The 14,531-nt window shown below is 37.9% G+C and carries 15 protein-coding genes; 2 read left to right on the top strand and 13 right to left on the bottom strand.

Annotation, left to right across the window (positions count from 1 at the left end; all coding sequences use genetic code 11):
- Nucleotides 1-144: 144 nt before the first annotated feature.
- From acpP to ABHC48_RS12050, 3 genes are all read right to left on the bottom strand, one after another.
- On the bottom strand, nt 145-369 hold the full coding sequence (gene acpP, locus ABHC48_RS12060; RefSeq protein WP_118578781.1) for an acyl carrier protein: 225 nt from the start codon (nt 367-369) through the stop codon (nt 145-147).
- A 284-nt stretch (nt 370-653) separates the two neighbouring features.
- A complete protein-coding gene (locus ABHC48_RS12055) occupies nt 654-1,622 on the bottom strand; it encodes a beta-ketoacyl-ACP synthase III (RefSeq protein ID WP_195699622.1) in 969 nt (322 codons plus the stop codon).
- Between the two features lie 148 nt (nt 1,623-1,770).
- On the bottom strand, nt 1,771-4,002 hold the full coding sequence (locus ABHC48_RS12050) for an Ig-like domain-containing protein (protein ID WP_195699621.1): 2,232 nt from the start codon (nt 4,000-4,002) through the stop codon (nt 1,771-1,773).
- 133 nt (nt 4,003-4,135) lie between these two features.
- Between ABHC48_RS12050 and ABHC48_RS12045 the strand changes: the two genes are divergently transcribed.
- Complete coding sequence (locus tag ABHC48_RS12045; protein ID WP_195699620.1) at nt 4,136-4,492, top strand: hypothetical protein; 357 nt, start codon at nt 4,136-4,138, stop codon at nt 4,490-4,492.
- Between the two features lie 84 nt (nt 4,493-4,576).
- On the opposite strand, the gene ABHC48_RS12040 is transcribed toward ABHC48_RS12045, so the two are convergent.
- The 4 genes from ABHC48_RS12040 to ABHC48_RS12025 form a co-directional block, all read right to left on the bottom strand.
- Complete coding sequence (locus ABHC48_RS12040; RefSeq protein WP_118582814.1) at nt 4,577-5,515, bottom strand: glycosyltransferase family 2 protein; 939 nt, start codon at nt 5,513-5,515, stop codon at nt 4,577-4,579.
- A gap of 123 nt (nt 5,516-5,638) precedes the next feature.
- Nucleotides 5,639-7,420, bottom strand: a complete 1,782-nt coding sequence (locus ABHC48_RS12035; RefSeq protein ID WP_330634165.1) for an AAA family ATPase — start codon at nt 7,418-7,420, stop codon at nt 5,639-5,641.
- Between the two features lie 110 nt (nt 7,421-7,530).
- Nucleotides 7,531-7,761, bottom strand: coding sequence for a DUF1653 domain-containing protein (locus ABHC48_RS12030; RefSeq protein WP_118582817.1), 231 nt, complete (start codon nt 7,759-7,761; stop codon nt 7,531-7,533).
- 60 nt (nt 7,762-7,821) lie between these two features.
- Nucleotides 7,822-8,139, bottom strand: coding sequence for a hypothetical protein (locus ABHC48_RS12025; RefSeq protein ID WP_147422337.1), 318 nt, complete (start codon nt 8,137-8,139; stop codon nt 7,822-7,824).
- 333 nt (nt 8,140-8,472) lie between these two features.
- On the opposite strand from ABHC48_RS12025, the gene ABHC48_RS12020 reads away from it, so the two are divergent.
- A complete protein-coding gene (locus ABHC48_RS12020) occupies nt 8,473-8,997 on the top strand; it encodes an IS630 family transposase (protein WP_226855193.1) in 525 nt (174 codons plus the stop codon).
- A 185-nt stretch (nt 8,998-9,182) separates the two neighbouring features.
- Here ABHC48_RS12020 and ABHC48_RS12015 read toward each other — a convergent pair whose 3' ends face one another.
- The 6 genes from ABHC48_RS12015 to ABHC48_RS11990 are packed head-to-tail and all read right to left on the bottom strand — an operon-like array spanning nt 9,183 to nt 14,522.
- Nucleotides 9,183-10,319, bottom strand: coding sequence for a glycosyltransferase family 4 protein (locus ABHC48_RS12015; RefSeq protein ID WP_118582826.1), 1,137 nt, complete (start codon nt 10,317-10,319; stop codon nt 9,183-9,185).
- Between the two features lie 2 nt (nt 10,320-10,321).
- Nucleotides 10,322-10,690: a DUF2304 domain-containing protein gene (locus ABHC48_RS12010; protein ID WP_118582829.1), complete on the bottom strand. Its 369-nt coding sequence runs from the start codon at nt 10,688-10,690 to the stop codon at nt 10,322-10,324.
- On the bottom strand, nt 10,687-11,412 hold the full coding sequence (locus tag ABHC48_RS12005; RefSeq protein WP_118582832.1) for a glycosyltransferase family 2 protein: 726 nt from the start codon (nt 11,410-11,412) through the stop codon (nt 10,687-10,689). The genes ABHC48_RS12010 and ABHC48_RS12005 overlap by 4 nt, the downstream gene beginning before the upstream one ends.
- A gap of 1 nt (nt 11,413) precedes the next feature.
- Complete coding sequence (locus ABHC48_RS12000) at nt 11,414-12,535, bottom strand: glycosyltransferase family 1 protein (RefSeq protein WP_118582835.1); 1,122 nt, start codon at nt 12,533-12,535, stop codon at nt 11,414-11,416.
- 17 nt (nt 12,536-12,552) lie between these two features.
- Complete coding sequence (locus tag ABHC48_RS11995; RefSeq protein ID WP_118582838.1) at nt 12,553-13,647, bottom strand: glycosyltransferase family 1 protein; 1,095 nt, start codon at nt 13,645-13,647, stop codon at nt 12,553-12,555.
- The gene (locus ABHC48_RS11990; RefSeq protein ID WP_118582841.1) at nt 13,644-14,522 is read right to left on the bottom strand and encodes a glycosyltransferase; all 879 of its coding nucleotides are present in this window, start codon (nt 14,520-14,522) and stop codon (nt 13,644-13,646) included. Before ABHC48_RS11990 ends, ABHC48_RS11995 begins: the two co-directional genes overlap by 4 nt.
- Between the last annotated feature and the right edge of the window lie 9 nt (nt 14,523-14,531).

Below are 14,531 nucleotides of genomic sequence, written 5' to 3'. Positions count from 1 at the left end.
AAATTCTCCATTCTGTAATTCCGTTATACCATGCCCACCTATGGCAAATACATGCCGGAATCATCCTGTAAACAACATATATTTCTTGACATTCCGGCTTATTATTTATGTATACTGCCAAAGCCTGAATACAAAATTTCCAAATTACTGGCGACTCTGAAGATAGCTTTCCACATCACCGATGGTCTTAATATTCTCAAGATCTTCAGTAGGAATCTCTACCTCAAACTCTTCCTCCAGTGCCATTACCATCTCAAAAAGATCAAGGGAATCTGCTCCGAGATCTTCTTTGAAAGATGTTTCTGCTGTCATTGTACTTACGTCTGCTCCTAATGAATCTGCTGCGATTTCTTTGATTTTTTCTAACATTTTTTTGTTCTCCTTATTTTGTTTTTTAGATTTTCAAATCCATTTTTCAACTTTTTATGATTCAAAGCTTTACATGGTTGCTGTTCACTTTATATGACCCCGAGTGTGTTTGAAAAAGACATTCTGCAAAATATACTGTAAAATAGGGCGCGCAGATTGCGGAAATGATTTTCAAAACGCTCTCTAACAACCTGTATTTATCAGCCTGAATTACCTGATTTCCAGAGCAAAGCAGCCTTTTTTATCTGCTATAGTTTTATTTTTCAAAGCCCTGATACACATTTTTACCACTGAAGCAGGCTGGCTCCATAGGTAAGTCCACCGCCAAATCCTGAAAGGATAATCCAGTCTCCTGAATTTAATCTGCCTTTTTTATTCCACTCATCCAGGAGAAGCGGAATGCTTGCGGAGGATGTATTTCCCAGATTTTCTATGTTCATCGGATACTTTTCCAAAGGTTCGTTCATGTGTTTTGACACAGAAGCAACGATCCTTTTATTCGCCTGATGAAGCATGTAAAAGCGGATTTCTTCTTTTGTTTTTCCTGCTTTTTCCAAAACCTCCATAATCACTTCCGGAACTTTGGAAACTGCAAATTTGAATACTTCTTTTCCATCCATCTGCATGTAAGTTGAAGAAATATCTGCGTCCTTTTCTATAAATTGCTGCTGATTGCGGCTGACACAGGTAAGGGCTTCGCCTTTACTTCCAATAGAATGAACAGCCTGGGTATAGACTGCATTTTCTTCCGCTTCCAGCACCACCGCACCGGCGCCATCGCCAAACAATACGCAGGTACTTCTGTCCTTCCAGTTTGTAAGATGGGAAAGAGTTTCAGAACCAATTACCAATGCCCTGCGATAAATCTGCTGTCCCAGATAGGCCTGGGCTGTATTCAACGCCAACAGAAATCCTGTGCATGCACCGTTCAGATCAAAACAGGCTGCGTTCACTGCACCGATCAGTTTCTGCACTTCACAGGCAGCACATGGCATAATCCTTTCAGATGACATGGTAGACACCAGGAGAAAGTCAATCTCTTCCGGTCGCATTCCTGCATCTGAAAGAGCTTCCTCAGCCGCACGAGCTGCCATATAAGCAACGGTCTCTCCACCGCTTGCAATGTGTCTCTGACCGATTCCGGTTCGCCCACGAATCCACTCATCACTTGTATCCATCATGTGGGACAGTTTGTCATTGTCCCACACCTGAACCGGCCTGTAGGAACCGGTTCCCTTTATTTTTCCAACCATAATACCCTCCAGGTATGTTGTGTAGTTCTTATTTTTAATTTAAAATAGTTTGATTATCAAAGTATACCACATTTTTGGACTTTGTCAATAAAAAAATACTGTCAAAACAAAAACTTTATTTTGTTTCGGTTCTGACAGTATTTTGGGGTTATTTCTTTACTTTGACTTTGCAGGTAATTTTTTTGTTTCCTGACTTCACTGTAATTGTAGCTGTTCCTTTCTTTTTCGCAACTATTTTTCCTTTTGAATTTACTGCTGCTACTTTGGAATTGGAACTTTTATAAGTTACTTTTTGCTGGCTGGTGACTGGTGTGAGAGTGACTCTCAGCTGAAAGCTTTTTCCTTTTTGGGCAAGGATTATATTCCGTTTATTCACGGAAACAGCAATTGTTTTTACAATACCTTTCTGCACTTTTACCTGGTAAATCCTACGGCTTCCGTTGGTATAAGTGATGGTTACCGTTGCTTTTCCGGCTTTTTTACCAGTGATTTTGCCCTTCTTATCCACTTTGACAATTTTCTTATTGGTGGTGCGGACTGACTTTATTTTACCACCGGACTTGTAGGTTTGTTTTACCCGTAAGGTAAGTGTGGTGGTAGTTTGCACGGGTGTCGCAGTCGGCACTGGGGTTGCAGTCGGGATTGGAGTGACGCTTACAGTGGGTATCGGTGCTACGCTCGCGGTTGGGGTCGGTTCCGCACTTACGATCGGCGTCGGTTTCACGCTTACGGTCGGAGTCGATTCCGCACTTGCAGTCGGGGTCGGAGCCACACTTACGGTTGGCGTCGGTTTCACGCTTACGGTCGGAGTCAGTTCCGCACTTGCAGTCGGAGTCGGTTCTACGCTTACGGTCGGAATCGGTTCTGCACTTACGGTTGGCGTCGGTTTCACGCTTACGGTCGGAGTCGGTTCCGCACTTGCAGTCGGAATCGGTTCTACGCTTACGGTCGGAGTCGGTTCTGCACTTACGGTTGGAGTGGGTATCACGCTTACGGTTGGGGTCGGTTCCGCACTTACAGTCGGGGTCGGTTCCGCACTTACAGTCGGGGTCGGTTCCGCACTTACCGCCGCAGTTGGTGTCACTGTAGGCACAACTGTAACTGCGGGCTCATTTTTCCCCTTATTATCTGCATAACTCTCTTCTGCCAGAACCGGCAAAATAAACACAGGACCAGCCGTTTCTGCTGAAGTAGTAGAAAAACTAGTATACTCCACACGCTCCTCACCAATGGTAATATATTGCCCTTTTGTAGCCCTTCCTACCAGCAAATACCGTGAAGATGGCGGGGTTCCCACATCATCCCATGTGGCATCCACCAGATACCAGTTTCCATCATCCATCTGTACATAATTCCACATGTGCGCTCCAGGAGTCCCAGAAGAAGTCCCCCTGGCTGTTCCGCTGATACAGGCACAATTTATTCCCATATAATAGCAGAAAATTTTCATGGATTTCGCATAGCCTTCGCAGACAAATGCAGGATCTGCATCCAGAAACAACGAGGCGGCAGAATGCACCCACAAAGTATTATCGTTCCTGTAAGTAACTCTCTGACAGATATAATCATGAATCCGCTTTATTTTCTGCTCCATATCCATGCCCAAAGTCTGCTCATTCAGCTCTGCAACAGCACTCTGAACACCATCCATAAAATCCCCCATTCGAGTATGGGCATTCTCACTGATTTCCCTGTTCGCCGGTTTGAAGGTGAAATTCTTAAAGGTTCCCCTGTATCCGGTAGAAGAGGACCCATCCCGAACACAGCTGACCCGGTATCCATAGTTGCTGCCCCTGAACCAGAAAGCTTGTGGATAATCATAGGAAAAAGCATCTGAAGCTGCCTGAATTGCTGTTTTCACATCATCGGTAGCCTGTACATAGCTTTCTCCTTTTCTCTGAAAACTGCCATCCTCAACAACTGCTTCAAATGTAATGGTATCAGGAAATTCAAAAGGAAAATCAACGCTGTCCAGATACTGGCTGTAATCCACCACATAATTCTGCACCAGAAGATCGTACAAGGCCTTTGCATTTCCATCCAACTGAGCACCATAGCTGTCCGTGTAATAGTCCAGAGAAAAAAGGCTGATGCCGCTGTCAACGGAATCTCCTGCAATAGCACCGGAGATGATCTCACCAGATTCTTCTGCCTCAATCCTGTCATTTTCCTCTGTGGAAATTTCAGCCTGAAAGCCATTTAAATCCTCATTCCCCACTTCAGGAGCAGCTGAAAATTCCTCCTCGTTCTCCTCGTCAGCCCATATTTCTTCTACTGCCCCAAAGCCTTCTGCATCCTGCATTTCTGCGGCAACGCACAGGGGCTGAGCAGCCATGACAAATGTTGAAAGTATAACCAGTAAGCGCTTCCGTTTCTTCATTTATCCCTCTCTTTTCTTATAAATCATTGCATATTTATTTCCGATTCGTTATAATATTTTAACATGAAATTTTATTTTTGTGTGAATAGCAGAGCATATTTCACAAATATTTTTTACACAGGAGATTCTATATATGAATAAAGAAAAGAAAATACCAGGACATATCCTCTCGCTTTTTATCATTCTTCTCTCTATCAGTGGTGTATGTCTTCTTATGTATAAAGCCCAGTTTCGTTTTAACCTTCATCAGCCCATTGAGTACGTTATGATGACAACTCATAAACCTACAGGTACCATAACCTTGTCCTCGGATTCCCCCGTTCTTACAGAGACGTTTACCTGTACAGTTCCTGAGTTAAAGATGTTTACAATCATATACAGGGCATTCAAGAACGTTATTTTCCTCCTCTTGCTCCCTGTTCTCAACTTAGATGGTGTCAGTAGATCACAAAAACAGCTGCAAAATATGGGAAACCATGATGGTGATTGAAATTCTTCTTATTATACAGACTACAACAATAATCATATAACGTAAAAAGTGGAAGCTCATTTTCGCGCTTCCACTTTTTTCATTTTATTTTTCTAAATTATTATACTGCTCCTGTATTCTCTGCAGTTCCATTTCAAAGTCCTGCCGGTTCTTCTGAACCATTGTCTGCAGGACCAGTCCGGAAAACAATGACTGAATTGCTCCCAAAACAGCAAAACCACATACGATCAGAGTAGGAATTTTTCCCACGCGTCCGGTTTCAAGGAAGGTTACAAATACCGGGATAAAGAATCCAATTCCAAGGATCAAAAGCACTGCTGCCACCAGTCCGAAGAATGCCATTGGCTTATAATTGCGGTATAATTTGGCTATGGTTTTCAGCACCCGGAAGCCATCTGAATATGTATTCAGTTTGGATTCGCTGCCTTCGGGACGGTCTCTGTACTCGATCACTTCATTTTCGATATACATGTTCTTATCAACTGCGTGAATGCTCATTTCAGTCTCAATCTCAAACCCCTTGGATAATACAGGGAAGGACTTTACAAACTGGTAGCTGAATGCTCTGTAGCCTGTCATGATGTCGTTTATCTGGGTTTTAAACATAATGTTAATGCATTTACGCACCAGACTGTTTCCAAAATTATGGAATGGCCGCTTATTCTCTGTAAAATAAGTAGATGACAGACGATCTCCCACTACCATATCAACCTTTTTATTCAATACCTTCTCAACCATTGAAGGGGCAAATTCTGCGGGATAAGTATCATCTCCGTCTGCCATGATATAACACTGTGCATCAATTTCACGAAACATTCTGCGAATAACGTTTCCTTTGCCCTGCTGATATTCGTATCTGACTACAGCACCTGCTCTGCGGGCAATTTCATCTGTATGGTCAGTGGAATTATTATCGTATACATATATTACCGCTTCCGGCAATACTTTCTTGAAATCTGTTACAACCTTTTCTATGGTTTTGCTCTCGTTGTAACAGGGGATTAGTACTGCTATTTTATCCATTTTAAATGCATTCCTTTCCGACGATTCTTAAGTAAATTTTCTTTACGCAAAAAATCCGTCGATTGTCTTGTAGCTTTATTTTACTACATAGACAATCGACGGGCAAGGGGATTGTTCCCCAAACTATCCGATCAATACTTTTTTCCCCTCAAAAGCAAGTCCATAATGGAAAATATTCTCTTTCTGAATTCCCCGGCTTAAAAGCTCACAGTCATAATCTTTTTCGTTTATCTGCTGTAATGCATTTGCTACAGTATCTTCCAATGTCTTTTCTTTACGTGGATTAAATACTTTAAATTCCAGGACAAAGGCATCTTTCGTTTTCTCCAGGGGTTCCAGCATAACATCATATCGGCCAAATCCACTTTCCCGATTAGAGGTAACCCGATACTTTCCTGCAAGTTCAACAATCAGCCCAAGTACAAATCCATGATAAAATCTTTCAGGATTGGTATCATCAGACGGATTTCTGCCAGTATCAAAGGTACTGAATGTCGCTTCTGCTACACGGTTCATATATTCATTCATATAATCCAGATCTTTTGCCAGAAAAGCTTTCAGAAAATCATTATATGGGACTGTTTCATCAGAAAACCATCCCTCCACCATATCTTCAAAAAGCATTTTGACTTCCTGATTTGTCAAAGCCAATTCATAGCTGTATCTACCACTGGATACATCAAACTCACTCTTTACAACTTTCAAATAACCGCCAGCAAGAAACAGACTCCAGATTGCCCCCTTCTTCCGCTGCAGCTGCTCAAAAATAATTTCCTCGTCAATTTCCGTCTGAAAGCTTTTCCCTGCCAACAGATCTTCCATGACCATTTTTATCTGAGCAGATCCTTCTCTTACCAGTTTTCCCACAAGCTGATTGGAACTGGTATTTGCCCAGTAGGGTCTTAGCTTCTTCTCTTTCAAAAAACATGTGATTGACCATGGATTATAAATATCCTTTTTGTTTCCAAAGGAAAATCCGTCATACCATGTCTGTACTTCGCCTTGCCGATCTGACATTCCATATTTTTCCAGGGCGTCAAATACTTCTGTTTCTGTAAATCCAAAGCAATCAGCATATTGCTCCGAAGTAGTAGTTATAACTGTTAAATTGTTTAGATCAGAAAAAATAGACTCTTTACTAACCCTCGTTATTCCTGTCAACAGAGCTCGTTCCAGATAAGGATTTGTCTTAAATGTGGAATTAAATAATCCACGCATAAAACCTGTCAATTCGTCCCAAAATCCATACATGTAAGCTTCCTGCAACGGCGTATCGTACTCATCAAGAAAAATCAGAACCTTTTTTCCGTAATAACTGTGTAAGCACATAGAAAGACGCTTCAGTGACATTGCAGCAACTGCATCGGACATCATTGGCGCAACCAGAGAAAAATAATCTTTTTCTTCCTGACTTAAGCGTTCACTTTCCTTTAAAAATCCAAATTCGGCATATAAATCCTGAATTACCTGACAGATTGCCTCCCGGGCGGAGGTAAAAGTCTGCCCTTTTATGTCTGCGAAACTGAAAAAAATCACAGGGTATGTTCCCTGAATTTCTCTATATTTCTCATGATTCCAAATTGATAATCCCCGAAACAGTTCTCCTTCTCCCCTGTATTTTTCTGAGAAAAAGCATTCAAGCATATTTAAATTTAAAGATTTTCCGAATCGCCTTGGCCGCGTTATCAACGTAGCAACATCCTGGCTTTTCCACCATTGGCGGATAAAATCTGTTTTGTCAATGTAGAAGCTATTGGCTTCCCGAATGGATGCGAAGGCGGTATTGCCGAGGGAAATTGTCTGGTGGGAGGTGTTTTTTATTTTCATTTTACTGCTACTTTGCTGTTCTGATACTGATAACTGATTGTTTATCTGTTCCGATTTGGAGTTTTCACCAATCTTCATTTAAGCGCCCTCCCATTTCATAATAATATATTTTTAAAGAAATAAAAATCCGCCGATTGCTTATGTAGTTACATTGTACTACATGGGGAATCGGCGGGCAAGGGGATTATCTAGTCTTCTACAAGTTCAAATCTATATCGTTGCTTCACTTCCGGGTACTTATCACGATCCACTTCTGAGGCAAACATTTCTAAAGGCCTAATATACACTTTAAAGTCACCATACAAAGCCCGATACACAACAAACTGTTCTCCAGTTTCAGAATGCTCTGCTATATATAAAACTTTATATTCATTTCCTTTAAAATGCTTATACTTTCTGTTCGTCTCAATTTGTCTCATCGTTATGCTCCTTTTTATTAACTTGACAAGTTCAGCTAAATATCTATTTTTCTTTGTGTCTTAACTCTCTTCTAACTCTTTGAGCAAGTATGGAAAAAGAGCACTAATCGGTAACAGGCAAATGAAAGATAATCCATAACGTGGCCAGTAAGTAATTGGTGTAGCTACTAATAGTGTGGCTATATTTCCCAAACAAGGAATAAAAAATAGTAGATAACGCCATTTTCCTTCTACTAGTGCATACAGAATCATAAATAATGAAATCCATAAGCACAATGCAACAGATGGCATTTGCGTCACAACTGAAAAATACTTTTTTACAGTTAAATCAATACTCGAATTTTCCCCAAGAAGACTACCACTTGTAATATCATACACTTTTTAAACTCACTAGTCTCTCTTGGTGCTCCCATACATTTAATTCCCAATAGCTCAGCCTCCAGAAGCCACAAGTTTCCATAGCCCATGCTTCTATGAATAATATAGGATTTTTTATTAGCAGTGACATCCATACCTTTAGAAACTCCTTCTTATGTTCCTTAAAAACTCTGTATTAAAATCTTCACTCCACTTCATATGATCAACTAATCCTGGCCTATAATTATCTATATATTTCTCCAGCGGCATAATTTCATTCAAAAAAGACTTTTCTTCATTCGATATGTTACCCTCGTACACAACACTCCTTGCAACTTGTTGTAATGGTATTCCATATGCCCCAGTTGCAGTTCCCTCAATTCCAAACCCCAGGCTGATGCTGAATTCGTAGCAAAAATGGAGGATGTTCTGGATGTATATCAAAGACCATATGATCCGTCCAGACCGGTAATTTGTATTGATGAAACGAATAAACAGCTGATCCTTGAAAAACGGATTCCCTGTAAACCTGGGGAACCGGAAAAAGTAGATTCTGTTTATGTCCGGAATGGAGTTGCAGATATCTTTATGATATCTGAGCCGCTGGCAGGAAAACGGGAAACTGTTGTAAAACAGACTCGGACAGCAATCGATTTTGCTGAAGTTCTTCGCTATACAGCAGATGAGCTATATCCAAAAGCGGAAAAAATCATATTGGTCACAGATAACTTAAATATCCATGCGCCGTCTGCTTTGTACAAGGCGTTTTCAGCAGAAGAAGCAAATCGACTAACCAAACGTTTTGAATGGCATTACACGCCAAAACATGGCAGCTGGTTGGATATGGCAGAAATCGAAATAGGAGTTATGAGCCGCTAGGCACTTGCAAAACCATTTCCAGATTTCGAAAGTTTTGAAAAACAGGTTCGTAACTGGACAGTTAACCGAAATGCGAGATGCGTAAAAACAAATTGGCAGTTTACAACAGCTGATGCCAGAATTAAGCTGGCAAAGCTATATCCAACGATACTTTAAAAACTAGATGGATGCAATACTACTACTTTTTATAAAAATTCATGTTCTATTTTATCTGCAACTTTTTCCCACGTAAAACCTTTTATCAAACGTTCATAACTTTTTTCAGTTGCAGATATTCGATATTTCCTATTTTCCATTGAACGAAGTAACGCCTTCTCAACCAGATCTTTTTTGTTATTTTCTAAAATAATTCCATAAGAATCGTCTACTATAATTTCTTTTGCACCACCTCGCTCAGTTGTTATAACAAAGTTATGGCAAGCAATAGCCTCCATTACAGAAGTAGGCATTCCTTCTGATACAGATGGCAAGCAAAAAATATCAGATACTTTTAGCAAACTTACAACCTCTTCAAAAGTAACCTGCCCCATAAGTATCATATTTTTTGTATTACTTTCCTTTAATCTCTGATATAAAACTCCGTCTCCCGCCATAATTAAATAACTATTCGGAAAACACTTCTGAATATTTTGAAAAGCAGACTGTAACTGCAGCACCCCTTTTTCTTCAATCAACCTGCCTGTATATGCTATTACAATAGCATTTTCGGGAATACTATATTTGTCTCTCATGTCATCTTTCCGATTCAGCAAATTATTGATATCATCCATATCAACGGCATTATACAATGTAGAAATACCATTAATATGGAAATGTCCAAGCCACTCCAAACAAGCCTGTGATACACCATAGAACTCATTGCACTGCCTTTTTACAAGCCAGGTAATTCCATGTTCAAAAATCCGCTCCATTTTATCCAGTATCGCATTATGTACAGACATATGTGACGTACCATGTTCAATAACAATATTGCGTTTTGCATACTTTCTCCCGAATGTTACTCCTACAAGAGAATGAATATAAAATCTAGTATTTGTAATCACTAAATCGTATTTTTGTTTCTTCAACATTCTCATCAGTTTACGGTATTCTCCGTTAAACTTTACGGTCGGAAACCTTCCATTCATCAGATTATAGCAGGGCAGGCGATATATTTTAATCCCATTTTCGATTTCAAATTCTTTCAGTTTTGAAATTCTAGATGTAACAATTGTAACATCTATCCCTTTTTTCTGCAGTTGCTTTGCAATATTATAAGTATACCGTTCAACACCTCCAACGGTAGGTAAATACTGTGCTGAAAAAATACATACTTTTTTCATTTTTAACTATCCTTTTGATCTTTATCATTACTGTCTGTTTCAAATTTCTCATCTATAGCTATTTTTTGTGACAATTCTTTAATACGGTATTCCAAATTTGAAATTTCGATTGTTGCCATAAACAATTTTATAATGACAATAAAGAGAATTACCAAAAAAATAAAGTTGGTAGAAGAATAAATTCCAAGCAGTTTAGCACCCCAAATCGTAAGTTGTGGAAACAAACTTATTACAATCAGAAGAAATGCAAACATGAGCCAAAAAATAGCATGTTCTATCTGAAGTTTCGAATTTCTTATCTTTTTAATCATAAAAACTGTTGTCAAAATAGAACAAACAATCAAGGCAATCCTAAATACAAGAGAAATCATCTTTCGACCTCCTCACTATTTATTATCTCAACCTCGTATTTTCGCTTTCTAAAATTCTGCAATACAATAATTGAAATTAGCATTTTCGTCATATACCAAATTGATTTTGTAAAATTCAGATAACTCTCGCCGGCAATTCTCTCTGCCATTTTCACCTGTACTTCTCCAATCTTTGCTCCCTGTTTAAGCAAAAATGAAATGGTATCAGGTTCTGGTCCATAATTAATGTTACTGGCAAATTCCTTAATCATGTTTCGATTAAATATACGCATTCCAGATGTCGGATCCATAACTCTGACTCCGGTAGTCATATGAATTGCCCATGAAATCATATTACTCCCCAGCATACGCATAGATTTCGGTTTTTTTTCCGTTACAAACCGAGAACCAATTACAATATCATATCCTTCATTTATTTTTTTGATCAGCGCTTCAATATATTCAGGCAAATGCTGTCCATCTGCATCCATCTGCATAGCATAATCATAATTTTTTAAATATGCGTACTTTAATCCAGTCTGAAATGCACCCGCCAATCCTAAATTAATTGGAAGATCTATAATTTCATATCCACTTTTATGACAAATTTCAGAGGTATGGTCTGTTGAACCATCATTTACAATGATATAATCATACTGAGGATATCTCTCAACCAATTCGTCAATTACTTTGGTAATACAATTTTCTTCATTATAGGCCGGAATAATAAGTAATATTTTCATTCTATTTTTCCTCATTTACAGCTTTCGTATAAATATTTTCTAGTTGTTTTACTGTTTCATATATATCGTAGTTGGCAGTTCTTATTTCTTCCAATCTATTTATGCGAGGTATGTTCTTATACATATCCAGAATTGTCTCAGCCCACACTTTTGCACCTGCTGCAATCTGCTCTCTCTTAACACACCGTGTCACTATAGCTTCATCCGGAACTCCTTCTGAAATCAAACATGGAAGACCTGCTGCTTGAGCTTCAACTGCTACAATTCCCAAACCTTCGTGAATAGAAGGAAAAACAAATCCATCCATCATAATCATAAGCTCAGGAATATCTTCTCTCACTCCCAGAAAATGTACCTTATCTACAAGTTTCATATCTTGCACTTTTCTTTTTATTTTATCTTCTAGTCCCCCGCGTCCCACTAATATAAACTCTGCTTTAGGTTCAATTTTCACAATTTCCGAAAAAACTTCCAAAAGAAAAGTATGATTCTTCAAGGGAATAAAACGTCCCACATGTCCAAATACAATTTTCCCCTCCATTCCTAAAGAGGTTTTCATTTTTCTTTGTATTTCAGAATCATAAACATACTTACTGGCATCAATGCTATTGTTTAAAACCTTAAACTTTTCAGAAGAAACTACTTTTTTTCCGTACTGATCTACACCAGCCTGATAAGAACATCCTAAGTAATAATCAGAGATCCATCTGTTATCTAATGTCATAATTTTGAAAATAATATCCGAAAGATTGTCCATTTTGTTAAGTGCATGACTATGTGCAATTGTATATCGTCCTAATTTATTTGCGACTCTTAAATATACAGATGCACTACTTCCAATATGTCCATGTACAATCTGAATTTCTGGATGCGCTTCCAATAACTTCTTAAACTGACTCTTATAAGACCCATAATTATATATTCTATATGGAATAATGTGAAAAATTCGACCTCCTAATTTTAAAATCTCATCATCATAGTCGCATTTATTTTCTACATGTACCAAAAAATCAAACTTAATTCTACTTCGATCAATATGACGATACAGATTCATAATCATAGTTTCTGCACCACCTCTATCCATTGCTCTTATAACGTGTAGAACATGAATACACTCACTCATTATTACAACTCCCTTTTTTACAAAAATCTCTCAAAAATGTGCTCTGCATTTTCTTCAATATCATAACCAGCACTAATAATTTGTGCTCTTGTGTCCTTGCGATGTTCTTTTAACAATTCTTCCATATCTTCCACCCATTTTTCCAACGGTGCCTCAAGACTTTCGAATTTTACTGACTCCGTAATCTTCACCTGTGTAGTAATAGTATCAGAAAACAGACATGGTAATCCTGAAGCCTGCGCCTCTATAGCAGAAACTGGAAGTCCTTCAAATCTGGATGGCATCAAAAGCAGATCAGCTGCCTGCATTAGCCGGTCAACATCTCCTCTATTCCCCAAAAACATAACACAATCCGTCAAACCAAGCTTTTTAACCTGATTTTTCACTTCTTCCATAAGCTCTCCATCACCAATCAACAGCAAAACAGAAGTTGGATATTTTTTATAAAATTCTGAAAAAACATTAACTAAAAAGCTATGATTTTTCTGAAAATGAAATCTGCCAACATTCGTAATAACAATCTTATCACTTATCTTAAGATCTAATCGAGTTTTCATTCTTATATTTTCATTATAGGAGTATTTATCTGTTTCAATAGCGTTATTAATCAGACAATAGTTGTTCTGTTTTACAATATTGTCACCAAACATAAATTTTCCAGCAACATCAGAGCATGCAAAAAAATGTGTAACATATTTGCTGATAGCTTTTTTGTGTTGTAAGTGAGAAATCAAAACTAATTTACTCCCCATGTTTTCAGAATTATGGCTATGTGCAATCCTAACCGGAATTCCATATTTTTTTGCTGCTTTTAACCAGGTAATATCTGAAAGTGTGCAGAAATTGCACCAGAGAATATCATAATTTCCTTTTTTTACTATTTCATTTACCCTACAGTTATATCCCAAAGGATTTTTTATTCTTTCTGGAACATAATGAATTTTTACTTCTCGTTTTAATTTTTCTCCCAAATATTGCGGAGTCCTATTCATAATAATAAGTTCAACTGTATATTTATTTTCAGGTAAATGATTTACATAATTTAAGATAAAGGCCTCTACGCCCCCATACATATTACTAAGACCATATATTAATATTTTTTTCATCTTCATATTTTAAAATATTTCACCAACCAGAATACTAAAATTTTTATTATTTCTGTTACTACATAATATATTTGTGACAGCCACTTTTTCTTAATCTCAAAGAAATATCTATTTCTTATTTTCAAGCGTTCTGCATAGAATCTCAAGTACCATTCTTTAATGCCCCCTGCTTTCCGTAACAGATCAATCACCTTATATTCGGAATAAATTGTTTGTTTTTCATTTGAAGAAAAGTTTTCCCCTGTAGAAACATGCGTATATAAATATTCCGGATTATAACTGATGTTTAGCTTTTCTCCAAACATCAGCATCCAGAGATACATATCATCAGCACAATTCTCCCATAGAATATTTTCCATCCAGAAAACAGGGATCGCACTTTTACGAATTAGGCATTGACCAGGAGATGCAATAACATTTCCAAATGCAACATATGGTGCAATGGTAGTTGCATCTTTTAGTGTCTTATCATTTTTAAATATTGGATAATTTTTCCCGGATATCTGTCTTTTTCCATTTGCTATTACCATATCAGTTTTATATTTTTGAATACATTCAAACTGACTTAATAGCCATCTTTCTGATACAATGTCATCCTGATCCAACATCCATATATATTCCTGACTAGCTTCGCAAATGCCGTTTACTCGGGTTTTATGTATTCCATAATTCTTATTGTTTTCGATTATCCGATAATATCCACTAATTTCTTTTAAAAATTCTTTTTCCAAAGCATCCCCAGGACTATCATTTATAAACAGAATTTCAATTTTCTCATCAAACTTTTTTTCATATTCTTTAATATTATCAGCTAACACTTTTGATAAATTTTCTAAATATTTATTTCCATGATAGTATGGAATAATTACTGATACACCCAACTTTTTTCC

This window comes from Ruminococcus sp. 1001136sp1 (assembly GCF_039841815.1).
GTDB lineage: Bacteria > Bacillota > Clostridia > Lachnospirales > Lachnospiraceae > Blautia_A > Blautia_A faecis.
The sequence above is the reverse complement of the archived record's forward strand: the minus strand, read 5'-3'. Positions and strand labels throughout refer to the sequence as shown.